Source organism: Streptomyces sp. NPDC107522, assembly GCF_055657525.1.
Window position 1 is genome coordinate 187,048 of the sequence record NZ_JBVKAU010000012.1, and the last position, 15,131, is coordinate 202,178.

At 71.5% G+C, this 15,131-nt stretch carries 14 protein-coding genes and 1 pseudogene; 3 read left to right on the forward strand and 12 right to left on the reverse strand.

Features of this window, described 5'->3' with window-relative positions; all coding sequences use genetic code 11:
• Positions 1-210: 210 nt before the first annotated feature.
• On the reverse strand, positions 211-771 hold the full coding sequence (locus ACZ7L6_RS31510; RefSeq protein ID WP_471929759.1) for a hypothetical protein: 561 nt from the start codon (positions 769-771) through the stop codon (positions 211-213).
• Positions 772-1,108: 337 nt separating this feature from the next.
• Here ACZ7L6_RS31510 and ACZ7L6_RS31515 point away from each other — a divergent pair, with 337 nt between their 5' ends.
• Complete coding sequence (locus ACZ7L6_RS31515) at positions 1,109-1,543, forward strand: subtilase-type protease inhibitor (protein ID WP_471929761.1); 435 nt, start codon at positions 1,109-1,111, stop codon at positions 1,541-1,543.
• 164 nt (positions 1,544-1,707) lie between these two features.
• Here ACZ7L6_RS31515 and ACZ7L6_RS31520 read toward each other — a convergent pair whose 3' ends face one another.
• The 7 genes from ACZ7L6_RS31520 to ACZ7L6_RS31550 form a co-directional block, all read right to left on the reverse strand.
• Entirely contained in the window at positions 1,708-2,139 is a 432-nt protein-coding gene (locus tag ACZ7L6_RS31520) for an STAS domain-containing protein (RefSeq protein WP_471929763.1), read from the reverse strand.
• Positions 2,140-2,348: 209 nt separating this feature from the next.
• The gene (locus ACZ7L6_RS31525; RefSeq protein WP_471929765.1) at positions 2,349-2,555 is read right to left on the reverse strand and encodes a CDGSH iron-sulfur domain-containing protein; all 207 of its coding nucleotides are present in this window, start codon (positions 2,553-2,555) and stop codon (positions 2,349-2,351) included.
• The gene (locus ACZ7L6_RS31530) at positions 2,536-3,219 is read right to left on the reverse strand and encodes a HemK2/MTQ2 family protein methyltransferase (protein ID WP_471929767.1); all 684 of its coding nucleotides are present in this window, start codon (positions 3,217-3,219) and stop codon (positions 2,536-2,538) included. The genes ACZ7L6_RS31525 and ACZ7L6_RS31530 overlap by 20 nt, the downstream gene beginning before the upstream one ends.
• Entirely contained in the window at positions 3,220-4,251 is a 1,032-nt protein-coding gene (locus ACZ7L6_RS31535; protein ID WP_471929769.1) for an iron-containing redox enzyme family protein, read from the reverse strand.
• Positions 4,252-4,855: 604 nt separating this feature from the next.
• Complete coding sequence (locus tag ACZ7L6_RS31540; protein ID WP_471929771.1) at positions 4,856-5,038, reverse strand: hypothetical protein; 183 nt, start codon at positions 5,036-5,038, stop codon at positions 4,856-4,858.
• Positions 5,039-5,057: 19 nt separating this feature from the next.
• Positions 5,058-6,119 (reverse strand): Ppx/GppA family phosphatase, encoded by a 1,062-nt coding sequence (locus tag ACZ7L6_RS31545; RefSeq protein WP_471929773.1) that lies wholly within the window; start codon positions 6,117-6,119, stop codon positions 5,058-5,060.
• 211 nt (positions 6,120-6,330) lie between these two features.
• Positions 6,331-7,833: an MFS transporter gene (locus ACZ7L6_RS31550; protein WP_471929775.1), complete on the reverse strand. Its 1,503-nt coding sequence runs from the start codon at positions 7,831-7,833 to the stop codon at positions 6,331-6,333.
• 168 nt (positions 7,834-8,001) lie between these two features.
• On the opposite strand from ACZ7L6_RS31550, the gene ACZ7L6_RS31555 reads away from it, so the two are divergent.
• The gene (locus ACZ7L6_RS31555; protein WP_471929777.1) at positions 8,002-8,358 is read left to right on the forward strand and encodes an ArsR/SmtB family transcription factor; all 357 of its coding nucleotides are present in this window, start codon (positions 8,002-8,004) and stop codon (positions 8,356-8,358) included.
• A gap of 5 nt (positions 8,359-8,363) precedes the next feature.
• Entirely contained in the window at positions 8,364-8,894 is a 531-nt protein-coding gene (locus ACZ7L6_RS31560; protein WP_471929779.1) for an SRPBCC family protein, read from the forward strand.
• Positions 8,895-8,933: 39 nt separating this feature from the next.
• Here ACZ7L6_RS31560 and ACZ7L6_RS31565 read toward each other — a convergent pair.
• The 4 genes and pseudogenes from ACZ7L6_RS31565 to ACZ7L6_RS31580 form a co-directional block, all read right to left on the reverse strand.
• Positions 8,934-9,095: pseudogene (locus ACZ7L6_RS31565) on the reverse strand (alpha/beta hydrolase); the annotation flags it as partial.
• A 110-nt stretch (positions 9,096-9,205) separates the two neighbouring features.
• Entirely contained in the window at positions 9,206-12,025 is a 2,820-nt protein-coding gene (locus ACZ7L6_RS31570; RefSeq protein WP_471929781.1) for an NHLP bacteriocin export ABC transporter permease/ATPase subunit, read from the reverse strand.
• Position 12,026: 1 nt separating this feature from the next.
• Positions 12,027-14,249 carry an NHLP family bacteriocin export ABC transporter peptidase/permease/ATPase subunit gene (locus ACZ7L6_RS31575; protein ID WP_471929783.1) on the reverse strand — a complete coding sequence of 741 codons (2,223 nt, stop codon included), beginning with the start codon at positions 14,247-14,249 and terminating at the stop codon, positions 12,027-12,029.
• Complete coding sequence (locus ACZ7L6_RS31580; protein WP_471929785.1) at positions 14,246-15,052, reverse strand: hypothetical protein; 807 nt, start codon at positions 15,050-15,052, stop codon at positions 14,246-14,248. Before ACZ7L6_RS31580 ends, ACZ7L6_RS31575 begins: the two co-directional genes overlap by 4 nt.
• Positions 15,053-15,131: the final 79 nt, after the last annotated feature.

The window sequence follows — 15,131 nt, forward strand, 5'->3', positions numbered from 1 at the left end:
CGGGCTGCGGGGACAAGGGGGCTCCAGCGTGGGCGGGGCGGTGGAGCGCGTTGTGGCGCGGCGGCGGTGACGGCCGGGGCCTGCCGCTGGGGTGTGCGGGCAGCGCGGATGCCGTCCTCTCGGGGATCTGCAGACGGTACGGCGGCGTGCAAGATCCGCACCAGAGGACGGTTCATCCATCTTCGGTGCCGTGAGTGGACGAAACCTCCATCAGTCGTTGTCCGTGGGTGCGTCTTCCGGTTCCGGCGGCTCCGCGTCGGGCCCCTGTGCACGCACTCGCTGCACGTTCTCGAGGGACTCGCGCAGTTCGGTGAGCCAGTCGTCCGTGTGTCGCTGGACCAGCCGTACGCACCAGGCGAGGGCGTCGCTGCGGCTGCGGGCGACCCCGCCGGCGATCAGGGTGTCGAGGACCTGTCGCTCGGGCTGGCGCAGCCGGGTCATCACCGGGGCGGCGATGTGCGTGAACAGGGCGCGCTCACCACCGCACTCCACGCCCCAGGAGACCTTGCGGCGGAACCGGTGCTCCGCCTCGCGGGCCACCCCGATCCGGGTCTCCCGCGTGCGCTCCCGGAACTCCTGGATCCGGCCCTCCACGGCCGCCTCGCGCTCGGCCGCCGAGACGTCCTCGGCCAGATGAGGTGCGGGGATGCGGCCGATCACGGTGATCTCCTCGCGGTCGACCGTCACCTCGGTCAGTTCCTCGAAGAGGTCGTCGGGCAGGCGGCCGGCGAACCAGCCGCGCAGCTTCTCTCGTTGCTCGTTGGTAATCATGTAATTACCATTACTCCGCTGTACTGAGGGTGCAAGAGGCGTGGAGCGAGTCAGCTGAGAGCTCAACCGGAGGGCCCAACCGGAATGTTTCAGGCCGATTAATCAGTGTGCGAAATCCGGCCACTTGCCGACTTGGAACGATCAAGAGCCGCCAAGTTCCGGCGTTGGAACGTTCGAAGTCCGTTACTTCACGCCACTGATTCAACACGCAAGGTTACTGAAACCCGTGGTGTCGATGTGAGTTTCGGCGGCGGACTCGGCAGACTCCCGCTCGTCGCTCCGGCACCGATCGCGCCGGAGCCGGCACACCCTCAACTCGAGCGGAAGGATGCACACAATGCGGAACACCGCGCGCTGGGCAGCGACCCTCGGCCTCACGGCCACCGCCGTCTGCGGACCCCTCACCGGATCCGCCCTGGCCGCCCAGGACGCCGCCCCCGCCTCGCTCTACGCCCCCTCGGCCCTGGTGCTCACCGTGGCCTACGGCGACGACGTCGCCACGGCCACCCCGGTCCGTGCGGTCACTCTGAGCTGTGCCCCGACGCCCTCCGGCACGCACCCGGACGCCGCTTCGGCCTGTGCCGAACTGCGCGGTGTGAGCGGGAACTTCGAGGAGCTGAAGGCGACGGACGGCATGCTGTGCACCAAGCAGTACGACCCCGTGCTGGTCACCGTCGACGGCGTCTGGCAGGGCAAGCGCGTCTCTTATGAGCGCGCCTTCTCCAACGAGTGCGTGAAGAGCTCCTACGTGTCGAGCCTCTTCGCGTTCTAAGGACCGGGATCGTACGGCCCCGTGCAGTTCGGCAGAGGCACGCAGATTGGGGAGTGTGTGTCCTGCCGAGGGGCCCCGCGATCTCGCACCGGGGGTCGGCCGGGCGGAGTGGGGCCGCCCGGCCGACACCTCGCACTGCTACGGGATCACGCGGTGCTAAGGGATCACGCGCCGCCAAGGGATGAAGTGCCCTCCCCGGGGATGCCGGGCAGGAGGGGAAAGCGCCCCAGCAGGCCGGCGCCGCGCAGCAGTCGCCGGATCCGCGGAGCGTCCGACACGATCCTCAGCCGGCCGCCGTGGCCCCTGGCCCGGGTCTCGGCCCGGCACAGGACACGCAGTCCCGAGCAGTCGAAGAAGTCGGCCCGCCGCAGATCGACCAGCACATCCGCCTCCGCCCTCGCGGTCGCCGCGTTCAGATGCTCGGCGAGCAGCGCCTCCGTGGCCAGATCGATCTCCCCCATGACCTCGACCACGGTGAACGGGCCGCATCTGCGGGTGCGGGCATGGGCGTTCGCCGGGGGTGGCGCGGACCGGGAGGTGCTCGCGGCCAGGTCCTCGGTCGGATGGGGGGCGCGGTCGTCGGCGTCCGGCGTCATGTCCGCTCCACCTCGGCAAGGGCGCATTTGATCCGGGTAGTTACCCGGGGGCGGGCGTGAGCATCCCTGCCACGCCGCGCACAAGATCTGGTTCACTCGACCTGATGAATTTCACCCGCGAGGGATTGACGCCCCGCTGTGCCGTCCGGCCCGGGCTACCGTCCTGCCGCGCTGCCGTCCGGCCGTCATGTCGCGGTCGACCGACCGTCTCACCGATCCTTCGCGCGCTCGCGATGGCTGGTGTCGCACCACGGGTAGCGGCGGCTGCGGCGGCAGGTGCACAGGGCGACGCGGAAGCGGTCGGAGGAGACGAGCGTGCCGTCCTCCAGTTCCACCTCGACCGGCCCCTCGACCAGTAGGGGGCCCTGGCGCTGGACCTTGACGCGGCGCGGCTCGTCAGACGGGGAGTTCGGCACGGACGACCACCAGCTCTTCCCTCTGAACCGACTGATCCGAAGCGGACAGCAGCCCGCGCTCCCGCAGCCAGGCCTCGCGCGAGCGCAGCACGGGGCCGAACGCGATCACACGACGCCGGGTCACGGATGCCTTCAGCCCTGCGTCGCGCAGGTGCGCCAGTGTCCGGCCGGGCCGGCTGAGCCCCGAGTGCACGACCAGCAGAACACCGCCGGGGCGCAGCAGGGCGGGAGCCTCCCGGCAGATCCGGTCGAGGACGAGCCGTCCGTCCCCGCCCGCGTCCCAGGACCGGGCGGCGCCGTGCGGCGCGCGGCCGGTGTCGGGCGCGGGCACATACGGCGGATTGACGAGGATGAGATCGAACGACTGCCCCCGCACCGGGGCGAAGAGGTTGCCGTGCCGAATGCGGACGGGCAGCCGGGCCAGCCAGGCGTTCAGCCGTGCCGTGCACACCGCCCGCCAGGACACGTCCACCGCGGTCACATGCGTGCCGCGCCGCGCGGCCTCGAGCGCCAGTGCGCCGGAGCCGGTCCCCACGTCGAGGACGCGCGCGCCGTCCGGCAGCGGCTCGTCGAGCAGGGCACCGACCAGCAGCTCGGTGTCCTCCTGAGGACTGTAGACACCCGGTGGCACCAGTGGTTTCACAGCGCTCGGGTACCCCGGCATTCAGGAATTAACGGAGATTCCGGGCCTGAGGGGGGTGCGCAGCGACGACCGTCCCGCGCGCCAGGCGCCGAGCAGCCGGTCGGCGAAGCGGCCCTCCAGATACCCGGTGACGTCGATGCCGAACGCGACGTCGGAGGCGAGATGCGGCTCCTCTGCGAGGAGACCGCCGATGACGTCATGGCGCACTACCTGTTCGTGCACCGCGTCCGCCTCGACATGCTCGTCGTAGAAGTGCTCGGCGGCGGGCCCGGCGCCCGTGCGGCGCATCGCCTCCGCCAGCCGCCGGGAGGCCGGTGACGAGGTGATCTCGACCGCCGCGAAATGGCCGACGAGCGCGCCGCGCAGCTCCCGGTGCAGGCCGAGCAGGGACATCAGGTTGACCGTGGCGAGGGCCTCCGCGGTCGCCTCGTCGAGATAGTGCCCGTATGCCGTGTCCAGTCCGAGGTCCGTCATCAGGTCGGCGAAGAGGCGCGCGTGGACGCGGTCGGGGCGGCCGCCGCCGAACTCGTCGAACTCCACCGCCGCCATGCCGGACTTGGCCCGGCCCCACAGTCGCGGCAGCACCCAGGCGTGCGGGTCCGCTTCCTTGAGGTGGTACAGGGAGCGCTGGGCCGCGTACTCGCGCAGCTGCCACAACTCGCCCTCGGCGGACAGGTAGTGGCTGACGCCGGTGCCGTCGACGGGTTCGACCAGGAGGCCGGCCAGCGCATCGTCGACGCTGTCGTGGACGGGGGCGTCCGCGCGCAGGGCGGTCAGGAAACGGTGCTCCAGCGCCGCGCGGCCGCGCAGCAGGTCCGGGTCCCATTCGAGGGCCTCGGAGACCCCGGCGAAACCGCGGTAGTGCAGTTCGTAGCAGAGGTAGAGCGCCAGCTGGAGGTCGTCGCCATAGACGGGAGCACCGGCGACGTCCTCGTGCCTGAGCGGCGGGCCCGTACCCCGCAGATACTCCTCGACGGCGGCGGAGAGGCGGCCCCGGGCGGACGGCAGCCGGGGTCCTTCGCCGCTGCGTGCGATGCGGACGTCGTGTGTCATGGCGGCCGAGTACCCGTGGTGTCCTTGGCCACCCGCCCGTGCGGACTCGGTCGGGAGGGCGGACCGTCGATCCCGGCGTGGTCAGCGAACCCGTGAGCGGGGGTGACGCCCCGCCGCCGGGGCCGTCACCGGCAACGAGGGCGGCGCGCAGCAGGTGATCAGCGGGACCTCGGGAGCGCCGGCCGGCCTCGGGCGCAGCTTCCGGCCGGGGCGTGGACCTCCTGCCGGTACCTCGAGCACTGCCGGCCCCGACCGTCCTGACCGGCCGACTGTCCGACCGCCCGGCTACCCCGACCGCCCGACTGCCTCGACGACGAGCGCGGCCGGGATCGGTCGGTCGCACCGGGCTGACCGAGCCATGGCAGGCAACCCGCCGGTGCGGACGTAGCTGCGGGCAGGCGTGCCATGGGGGCGACGCACGTCCAAGGAGAGCGGCGCCCCGCAGTGGACAGCCCCGCCCGCCGTACAGGCTCCGGGGCCCGTAGCGGGCACGCGCCTCCCCAAGCCCGCGCGGGCGCATCCCGCGCTCTGGCCGAGCGGCCTGTGGCGGCGCCGCCCGGTCAGGGCGGTTCACCTGGCACGCTCGGCCGGAGCGCCCGCCCGGTCACTCGCCCTCGGACTCCTCCTGGGCACGCGTGTTGGGGGTGATGGCCTCGCCGGCCTCGCCCCTGCGCTCGCGCTGCTCGGCGGAGTCCCGGATGCGGTGCTCGGCGTCGGTGAACTCGCGCAGGACTTCTTCGACGGCGGTCTCGGGCTCTTGCCGGTGACGCTTCTCGTGGTCGGTCATGGCTGTCTCCTTCCGTCGTTCAGCGGGCACGGTCGCGATCGCCCGCCCTCCGCCGGCTCGTCGCCGCCTCGGTCGCGCCGGCCGCCGCCGCGATGCGCAGCGGCACCGGCTCAGGGGGAGCGGGCTCCTCGGCCGGCCGGGTCAGTTCCGCCCACCAGGAGGGGCCGTCCTGTATCTGCCGCAGCAGGACTCCCTCGCGGATCGCCCAGGGGCAGATGGTGACCGTCCGCAGACCGGTCAGCTTCATCGCCGTGTGCCCGACGACCGCGCCGGCCAGGCTCTGCGCGGCCCGTGGTGCGGAGATGCCGGGGAGGCGGGAGCGTTCGGCGGCGGACAGCGCGGCCAGCCGGGTCACCGCCTCGCGCAGGTCCGAGCGGGCCAACCGCCGTTCCACGAACGGACCGTGGCGCCCGGGCGGCGCCCCGCACAGCCGGCCCAGCTGCTGGAACGTACGCGAGGTGGCCACCGCGGTGCGAGGCCCCTCCCAGCGGATCCGGGCCGCCACGTCCCGCAGTTGATGGCGGACCTTGCGGCGCAGCGCCCGTACCCGCTCAGGCGGTGGCGGGTCCTCCCCGTCGAAGAACTCATGGGTGAGCCGTCCCGCGCCGAGCGGCAGCGAGGCCACGAAGCCCGGCAACCGGCCGCGCCCGAAGGCCACTTCGAGTGAGCCGCCTCCGATGTCCAGGAGCGCGAGCGGTCCCGACCTCCATCCCATCCACTGCCGCGCCCCCAGAAACGTCAGCTCGGCCTCGAGTTCACCCGGCATGGTGCACAGCTCCACCCCCGTCCGGTCCCGGACGGCGCGCAGCACCTCCGTACGGTTCGGGGCGGCTCGCACCACGGCCGTCGCGAACGCCATCGGTTCGGCTGCTCCCCATCGGGCGGCGGTGCGGCTGGCCTCGGCGACCGCGCCGACGAGCCGCTCGACGGCCTCCTCCGGGATTCTGCCCCCCGGCTTCACCTGCTCCGACAGCCTCAGCCGCCATTTCGCGGTGTGGACCGGTAGCGGTGCACCGTCCTCCGCATCGGCCACCACCAGTCGGACCGTGTTCGACCCCACATCCACCACGCTGATTCGCATGGGCCCGTGAGTACCCGTTTTCGGACCCGGCCAACAGGATCACGCGCCGCGCTCTGGTGCGTGCCGAGGCAACCGGCCCGGCACCGCACGCCGATGGGGCTCGTACGGCGCATACGGTCCCCATGGCAGCGCAGAGGGGTCGCCGTCTCCCTGCGGACGGCGGCCCCTCGGGCCTCGACGGACCGGATCGGTCATCTGCGGACCGGGTCGGTCACATGTGGATGACCGGTGCGGCGGAGGTGTCCTCTTCGGGGACCCCGCGACGGAAGAGCAGGAAGGCGATCACCGCGCCCGCGGCGAAGAGACCCGCCGACCACCAGAAGGCGGTGGTGTAGCTCTCGATCGTCGCCTGGGCCTGCACCAGTTTGCTGGTGGCGTCCTTGCCGGCGAGATAGTCGGTTGCGGCGCTCGCGGCGAGCGTGTTCAGCAGTGCCGTACCGATCGAACCACCCACCTGCTGCATGGCGTTGACGGTCGCTGAGGCGACGCCCGCGTCCTCTGCGGCCACTCCGCCGGTGGCCAGCTGCATCGTCGTAGGCATCACCAGGCCGAGGCCGAGGCCGATGACGATCAGCTGCGGGAGCACCGCGCTCGTGTAAGACGAGCCGACCCCGATCCCGGTCAGCCAGGCCATGCCGGCCGTCGCGATCCCGAAGCCCAGCGGGATCAGGGCCTTCGGGCCGATTCGCGGCAGCAGGGCCGTGGTGCCGAGCTGGGCCGCCACCATCAGCGCGCCGACCATCGGCAGGAATGCCACACCGGTCTTCGTCGGGCTGAAGCCCAGGTTCAGCTGCAGGTAGTAGGTGAGGAAGAGGAACACGCCGAACATGCCCGCACCGGAGACCAGGACGGCCAGGAACGAGGCGCCCCTGTTGCGGTCGAGCAGGATCCGCAGCGGCAGCAGCGGGTGTGCGGCCCGGGTCTGCCACCAGGCGAAGGCCGCCAGCAGAACGCCGCCCGCGAGCAGGTAGCCCCAGGTCTGCGGCGAACCCCAGTCGTGCGTCTCGGCGTTGGAGAAGCCGTAGACCAGACCGAACAGACCGCCGGCGACCAGGAGCGTGCCCGGCACGTCCAGCTTGGAGTTCGCGGCGTCGCGGTGGTTGCTCAGCAGCATCCAGCCGCCGACCAGGGCGAGCGCGGCGATCGGCACGTTGACGAACAGCGTCCAGCGCCAGTCGAGGGCGTCGGTCAGGATGCCGCCGAGCAGCAGACCCACCGCGCCACCGGCGCCGGCGATGGCGCCGTACACACTGAACGCCCTGGCCCGCTCACGGGCGTCGGTGAACGTGGTGTTGAGCAGCGAGAGCGCGGCAGGCGCGAGCAGCGCGCCGAAGGCACCCTGCAGGGCGCGCGCGACGACCAGCATCTCGAAGCCCGTCGCGGCACCGCCCAGCACGGACGCGCCCGCGAAGCCGGCGACGCCGATGAGGAAGGCGGGCTTGCGGCCGAACAGGTCGGCTATGCGGCCGCCGAGCAGCAGCAGGGACGCGAAGGCCAGCGCGTAGGCGGTGACGATCCACTGCCGGTTGCCGTCGGAGAAGCCGAGGTCCGCCTGGGCCGAGGGCAGGGCGATGTTCACGATGGTGGCGTCGAGCACCACCATGAGCTGGGCGACGGCGATGATCGCGAGGATCCACCATCGCTTCGACGAGGCCGCCGCCGGGGCCTCGACCGCGCCCACGCGGGCGCTGCCGGTCAGGGTCTTCTCGGGCATCGGGATTCAACTCCAGGGAAAGCCGGCCGAAGGTAATGTGGAAGTAAACGAAACTGTTTCGTTCACTTAGAAGAGGCTAGACCCTGGCGAGCGAAACGGCAACGTTTCGATGGGGTGGAGGCTGTACATTCCTTGACCAGCATATAACTGTCGAGGCATATTAGCTGTATGGCCGACGCCTCGCTCTGGACCGCCCTCGCCGATCCGCACCGACGGGCTATCGTCGCGCTGCTCCTGGAGCGACCCCGCCCCGTCGGGGAGATCGTGGAGGCCTGCGGGCTGAGCCAGCCGAGCACCTCCAAGCATCTGAAAGTGCTGAGGGAGGCCGGCCTGGTGAGGGTCAGGCAGGACGCGCAGCGCCGCGTCTACGCCCTCGACCCCGCACCCATCGCCGAACTCGACGCCTGGCTGGCCCCGTACCGCAGGCTGTGGAACGCCAGTCTGGACAAACTGGGCCGCCGGCTCGACGAGGCGTCGGACCGTCCCGAGGAATCCACCGCTGAGGAACCCACCGCTAAGGACTGATCCCCATGACCGCCGACCTCACCGGCACCTACCTGACCCTCGACGACGGCCGCCCGGCCGTCCGCTTCAGCCGCACCTACGCCCATCCCGTCGAGCGCGTCTGGCGGTTCGTGACCGACCCCGACGAACTGGCCCACTGGTTCCCCTCCCGCGCCGAGATCGAGCTGCGCCCCGGCGGCACGATCAAGTTCGGCGGCGACCCGAACATGGAGGACTCCACGGGTCGGGTGATCGCTGTCGACGAGCCGCGCCACCTGTCGTTCGAGTGGGGCGGCGACGAGCTGCACTTCGACCTGGAGGCCTTGGACGAGGGGCACACCCGCTTCACGCTCACCAACGTCCTCGTCGCCGAGAACACCGCCGCCCGCAACAGCGCCGGCTGGGAGGTCTGCCTGGCCGCCCTCGACGCGCACGCGCGCGGGGAGCGTTTCGAGGGGCCGCACGCCGGGGCCGGAGCGCCCTGGAAGGAGCTCTACGACGGCTATGTGGCCGCCGGCGTCCCCGCCGGCGCCCCGGTCCCGGGCCTCGACGCCTGAGCGCGGTCGGTTCGTCCCGGCGGGGGCGCACCTGCTCCCGGCGCTCGGGACTCTCAGCTCCGTGAGGTAGTCGTCCACGGCGTCTCGCGTGCAGTCATTGCGTCCGTAGACGCTGTGTCCCGCGCCCGCGTACGGCAGCAGGACGGTCGTCCCGCGGGTCTGCCGATGGACGTTCACCGCCCACGCGAACGGGTTACGCACCGGGTGGCGGTCAGGGCCGGTCTCAGGGCCACGCCTCAGGGGTTGCCATCCGAAACCCTGAGCCGACCCTGGACTTGATACGGCGAGGCACGCACGCCGTCCGGTCGCACTCAGGCCATCTGGCGCCGCACCAGCTCGTGCAGCCGTCCGTTCGTGTCCCCGAGGAGCTGCGCGGGCGGGCCCTGCTGGGCGACCTTGCCGTCCTCCATCACGATCACGCGATCGGCGTCCAGCACCGTGGACAGCCGGTGCGCGATGACGATGCGGGTGGCGTTGAGGGCCTTGGTGGACTCGATGACCGTGCGCTGGGTCTCGTTGTCGAGGGCGCTGGTCGCCTCGTCGAAGAACAGGATGCGCGGGCGGCGGATCAACGCCTGGGCGATCATCAGGCGTTGCCGCTGGCCGCCGGAGATCGCGCCGCTGCCCGAGACGATGGTGTGCAGTCCCATCGGCATCCGCTTGATGTCCTCGGCGAGCCCCGCCATCTCGGCCGCCGCCATCGCCTCTTCCGGCGTGTACGGCTCGGTGCCGCAGATGACGTCCAGGATGGAGCCGGTGAACGGCTGGGCGTGCTGGAGCACGACCCCGCACTGGCGGCGTACGGCCGACTGGTCGAGCGCGGCCAGGTCCTGGCCGTCGTACAGCACACTGCCGGATACCGGCTTGTCGAAGCCGATCAGCAGCCTCAGCAGCGTCGACTTGCCGCAGCCGCTCGGGCCGACGATCGCCACGAACTCGCCCGGCCGGACGTCGAAGGACACGTCGTCGAGGACGAGCGGACCGTCGTCGGAGTACCGGAAGGACAGGCGGCGCGCCTCGATCGATCCCGTCAGCGGGCCCGGCCGGGTGCTCGCCGTGCGCACCTCCGGTGTCGCTTCCAGCACCGGCTTGATCTCCTCGAACAGCGGCAGCGCGGCCACCACCGAGACGAACGCGCCGGTCAGCTGGGTCACCGAGGTGAGCAGCATGGTCACCGACGTGTTGAAGGTGAGGAACGCCGCCGCCGACATCGACCCCCGCGCGGGACCCGCCAGCAGCATGAACATCAGCAGCGTGCACAGCGGCAGATACACCGCGCCCAGCACCGTGGTGAGGTTCTTGATCCGCCCCACCTTCTGCTGGAGCTCTCGGCTGCGCGCGAACCGGTCCGCCCAGGCCGCGTACGCGTAGTTCTCGGCCGCCGCGACGCGCAGCTTCGGCAGCCCGCGCAGCGTCTGGAACGCCTGGTTGTTCAGCTTGTTGCTCAGCACCACCAGCCGCCGCTGCCAGCGCACCTGCCACAGCCCCACCCCCAGGAACACGGCCGCGATCACGACGAGCATGCCGATCGCCGCCATCGCCATCGGCACGCTGTACCAGAACAGCAGTGACAGGTTCATCGCGCCCACCGTCACCGACTGCGCGACGACGGGGCCCACTCCGGCCATCAGACGGCGGATCGCGCTGATGCCCATGGCCTGGCTCGCCAGCTCGCCGGTCGAGCGCTCGGTGAAGAACTTCGTGGGCAACCGCAGCAGCCGGTCCCACAGAGCCGGTTGGAGCGTCGCCTCGATACGGCCCTCCAGCCGCAGGATCGTCAGGTTCTGCAGCAGCATGAACGCCGCGGCCACGACACTGCTGATCATCACGGCCAGACAGAACTGCACGATCAGCCCGGTCTGGGCCTTCGGCACGAACTCACCGAGCACCTTGCCGGTCGCGACCGGCACCAGCGCACCGATCGCGACCGTCACCAGACCGCTGATCATGAGGTTCGTCAGATCGCCGCCCGTCCCGCGCATGCTGAACCGCAGCAGCCGCAGCGGGCTCAACGTGCGGTCGGGCAGCGGACGGTAGAACATCACCGCACGCGGCTCGAACTCCTCCGCGTTGGCCTTCTCGATCGGCGTCTCACGGCCGGTCGACGGATGGACGGCGACATAGCCTCCGCGCCGCCACAGCAGCGCGACCGGCGCACCGGACAGCGCCCGATGGCCCACGAGCGGCCCCACGTTGTCCCGCCACCACCGCCCGTCCAGCCGTACGGCCCGGGTGCGCACGCGCGACGCGATGGCCACCCGCTCCACCGGGTCGAGCCGGTCGCTCTCGGTACCGCTCTGCGCGGGCTCGGCCAGCGTGATCCCTGCCGCCTCGGCGACCAGCTTGCAGGCCGCGTAACTGGCGTCCGCGTCGGCGGCCGTCGTCCGCTTGTCGCTGCGCCTGCCGATGGACGCCAGCAGCGTCCGGTCGGCCTGGGCGCGCACCGCCTCGCCTGCCTTGATGCCCTCGGCCGTGCGCGTCTCGTGCGTGCGTTCCAGCTGCTCGATCCAGCGGTCCAGCGCCGTCAGCAGGCGGTACTGCTGGTCGACCATGGACTGCCAGACCGCCGGGTCCATCAGCAGGTCGGCGGCCGCCTCCGCGCCGTACAGCGAGCCGTACTGCACACTCCCCGGCGGCACCTGCATCCAGAAGACGTCGTCGTCCGTCACCTCGGCGGCCGACCCCTCGGTCGCCATCGGCGCCTGGAAGAGGATGGAGAGGCTGCGGCCGACGCCGAGCGCGAGGGCGTACTCCAGCGGGCTCGTCGTCGGAGGGACGTACTGCGGGTTGCCGTACTCGTCGTAGGACCAGGTCTGCGTATTCGCGGGCTGGTACAGCTCGCGCAGGCCGATGCGGTGCACGACGCAGTCCCTGAGCGGGCGGGCGACCAGCGTGTGCTGCGGTCCGGCGACCGGACCGAGCAGCAGGGAGCCCGCCTCCAGGCGGCCGAGGTGATGCCAGTGGCCCTGCTGCCCGGCGTCCACCGCGAACAGGTCCACCGCGCCGGACGCGACCAGCCACAGCACCTGCGGCCCTTCGAGGTCGAGGCGGTTGAACCCCGTGCAGTCGATGGGCGTGCCCATCTGCCCGAGTGCGTTGAGGACGAGGTCACCCTCATGGACGGAGGTCATCTCACCGCTCCCTGACCAGTGCCGCGTACGCGCCGCCGCGCGCCACCAGCTCCTCGTGCCGGCCGCGTTCCACGATCGTGCCGTGCTGGAGTACGACGATCTCGTCGCTGTCGCGCACGGTGCTGAGCCGGTGCGCGATCACCACACAGGCGCAGCCGCGCTTGCGCAGGTTGTCCATCACGATCAGCTCGGTCTCGGCGTCCAGCGCGCTCGTCACCTCGTCCAGCACCAGGATGCTGGGGCGGCGCACCAGCGCCCGGGCGATCTCCAGGCGCTGGCGCTGCCCGCCGGAGAAGTTGCGGCCGTCCTGCTCGACCTTGCTGTGGATGCCGCCGGGGCGGCGCATGACCACGTCGTACAGCGCCGCGTCGCGCAGCGCGTCCACCACCGCTTCGTCAGGGATCGACGGGTCCCACAGCGCCACGTTGTCGCGGACCGTGCCCTCGAAGAGGAACACCTCCTGGTCCACGAAGGACACGGACGCCGCGAGCGCGCCGCGCGGGATGTCCTCGATGCGCTGGTCGTCGATGCGGATGACGCCCTCCCAGGGGGCGTACAGGCCCGAGATCAGCCGGGAGACGGTCGACTTGCCGCTGCCCGAGCCGCCGACGAGCGCCACCTGCCGGCCGGGGCCGACGGTCAGGTCGAAGCCCGTCAGCAGCGGCTTGTCGAGCGGGTTGTAGCCGAAGGTGATGTTCTGCAGCTCGACATGGCCGTGCAGGCGGCGCGTCGAGTCTCCGGCACCGGGACGGCCGTAGAGCGGGTCGGCCTGGAAGTTCTCGACGTCCTTGAGGCGGGCCACGTCGGCGGCGAAGTCCTGGATGCGGCCCGCGACGCCGTTCAGGCGGGTGATCGGGGCGGTGAAGCGGGTGACCAGTGCCTGGAAGGCGACCAGCAGGCCGACGGATATGCCGCCCTCGACCGCGCGCATGCCGCCGATCCAGAGGATGAGCGCGCTGTTGAGCGTGGCGAGCGTGGGTGCGACCACGCCCAGCCAGGCGCTCGGCACGCCGAGGCGCTGCTGCTCCTCCAGCGTGGTGGCGTGCTGTCCGGCCCACTTGCGGAAGTAGCCGTCCTCGCCGCCGGTCGCCTTCATCGTCTCGATCAGCTGCAGGCCGGTGTAGGCGGTGTTGGTGAGCCGGGCGCTGTCCGCGCGCAGTTTCGCCGTACGGGTGGCCCGCAGCCGGATGACGACCCGCATGGCGACGACGTTCAGCAGAGCGACGCCGATGCCGACGAAGGTGAGCTGGGGGTCGTACGTGTAGAGGAGGAGCGCGTAGAGGACGACGACCACGGCGTCCACGCCCGCCGCCGCGAGGTCGCGGGCCAGGGTCTCGGCCACGGCGTCGTTCGACTGGAGGCGCTGGACCAGGTCGGCCGGGCTGCGCTGGGAGAAGAACGTCACCGGCAGCCGCAGCAGATGCCGCAGGAAGCGGGCGCTGGAGAGGGTCGAGGAGATGATGCGGCCGCGCAGCAGGTTCGCCTGCTGCAGCCAGGTCAGCAGGACCGTGAGCAGGACACAGGTGCCCATCGACGCGAACAGCACGCTGAGCAGGGACGTCTGCCCGCCGATCAGGAACATGTCGATGTAGGTACGGCTCAGCGCGGGCACCGCCGCGCCGACCACGACCAGGAGCAGGCTCGCCAGCACCGCGGCGGGCATCGTGCCCGCGGTGCCCCGCAGCCGGGCCGGCATCGCACCGAGCACGCCCGGCTTGCGGCCGCCCTTGCTGAAGCCCTCGCCGGGCTCCATGACCAGGACGACGCCGGTGAAGCTGCCGTCGAAGTCCTCCATGGGCACGAAGCGGCGGCCCTTGGCGGGGTCGTTGATGTACACCCCGCGGCGGCCGAAGCGGCGGCCCATGCCGTCGTAGACGACGTAGTGGTTGAACTCCCAGAACAGGACGGCCGGCGTCTTCACCTCGGCGAGGGCGGCCGTGTCCATCTGCATGCCCTTGGCCGTCAGGCCGTAAGAGCGGGCCGCCTTCAGCAGGTTGCTGGCGCGCGAGCCGTCCCGGGAGACACCGCACGCGATGCGCAGCTCCTCCAGCGGGACATGGCGGCCGTAGTGGCCGAGCACCATCGCGAGGGACGCGGCGCCGCACTCCACGGCCTCCATCTGGAGCACCGTGGGCGTGCGCACGGTCTTCGCCCTGCCCTTGGGCACGGGGCGCTTCGGCGGGGCGGCGCGGCGCCGGCCGCGGGTCTCCGGTGCGGCGCTCACGGCAGCAGCCAATCGACGGGACGCTGGTCGGCCAGCCGGATCGAGGCGTTGGCCATGGTCATGGAGGTGAGGGAGAACGGCGGCCCGTCCGCGGACGACCACTTGTAGCCGCTCTTGGTGCTCGACTCACGGTCCAGCCTCACCGTCACGGCGACCGGCCTGCCGTCCTTGGTGAACTGCTCGCCGAGCTGCTGGTCCCCGAGGAAGGCGGCGATCTGCTGCGCCGACTGCGCGGAGCGGTCCACCGACTTCACATGGCCGCGCAGGACGCCGTACTCCTGGGTGGGCACGGAGGAGACGGTGAGGTCCACGGCGGCCTTGTCGGGGATGGAGGCCGCGTTCTCGGCGGGGACGTACACCGTGGCGTACAGCGGGTCCTTGGCGTGGGCGACCTTCTCGACGGCGGCGACGTTCGCGCCGGTGGAGATGATCTGCCCGATGGTGGCGGCGAGCGCGGTGACCCGGCCCGCGGCGACCGTACGGACGACCGTCTCACCCTTCGTCGTACGGACCTTCAGCACGGGGGAGTTCGCCGGGAGCCGCTCGCCCTGCTCGGCGAGGACCGCGGTGACCTGCCCGGCGACCGGGCTCTGCAGGATGTAACTGCCCTGGCCGTGCGTGAGGATGGCGGGCGCGCCGACCGTGGAGGCGACCGAGCCGGTCACCGCCCACACGGACGCGGCGGCCATGACGACCACCGTCACGGAGAGCACCAGCCAGCCCTGCGGGCGGGCGAAGCGCACCGGAAGGTCGAGCTCCTCCGGTGACTGGAGCTTGGCGAGGGCCTGTTGGCGGAACTGCACGGAACTTCCCTCACCCGTAGAGGAGGTTGTTACAGCACGGGAGAATCCCGGAACCGCCGGCTGCGGCTCCGGGACTCAG

Coding starts and splice junctions, on each gene's coding strand:
- ACZ7L6_RS31510 (WP_471929759.1), bottom strand. CDS start 771: ATGATTACCAACGAGCAACGAGAGAAGCTGCGCGGCTGGTTCGCCGGC.
- ACZ7L6_RS31515 (WP_471929761.1), top strand. CDS start 1,109: ATGCGGAACACCGCGCGCTGGGCAGCGACCCTCGGCCTCACGGCCACC.
- ACZ7L6_RS31520 (WP_471929763.1), bottom strand. CDS start 2,139: ATGACGCCGGACGCCGACGACCGCGCCCCCCATCCGACCGAGGACCTG.
- ACZ7L6_RS31530 (WP_471929767.1), bottom strand. CDS start 3,219: ATGCCGGGGTACCCGAGCGCTGTGAAACCACTGGTGCCACCGGGTGTC.
- ACZ7L6_RS31535 (WP_471929769.1), bottom strand. CDS start 4,251: ATGACACACGACGTCCGCATCGCACGCAGCGGCGAAGGACCCCGGCTG.
- ACZ7L6_RS31540 (WP_471929771.1), bottom strand. CDS start 5,038: ATGACCGACCACGAGAAGCGTCACCGGCAAGAGCCCGAGACCGCCGTC.
- ACZ7L6_RS31545 (WP_471929773.1), bottom strand. CDS start 6,119: ATGCGAATCAGCGTGGTGGATGTGGGGTCGAACACGGTCCGACTGGTG.
- ACZ7L6_RS31550 (WP_471929775.1), bottom strand. CDS start 7,833: ATGCCCGAGAAGACCCTGACCGGCAGCGCCCGCGTGGGCGCGGTCGAG.
- ACZ7L6_RS31555 (WP_471929777.1), top strand. CDS start 8,002: ATGGCCGACGCCTCGCTCTGGACCGCCCTCGCCGATCCGCACCGACGG.
- ACZ7L6_RS31560 (WP_471929779.1), top strand. CDS start 8,364: ATGACCGCCGACCTCACCGGCACCTACCTGACCCTCGACGACGGCCGC.
- ACZ7L6_RS31570 (WP_471929781.1), bottom strand. CDS start 12,025: ATGACCTCCGTCCATGAGGGTGACCTCGTCCTCAACGCACTCGGGCAG.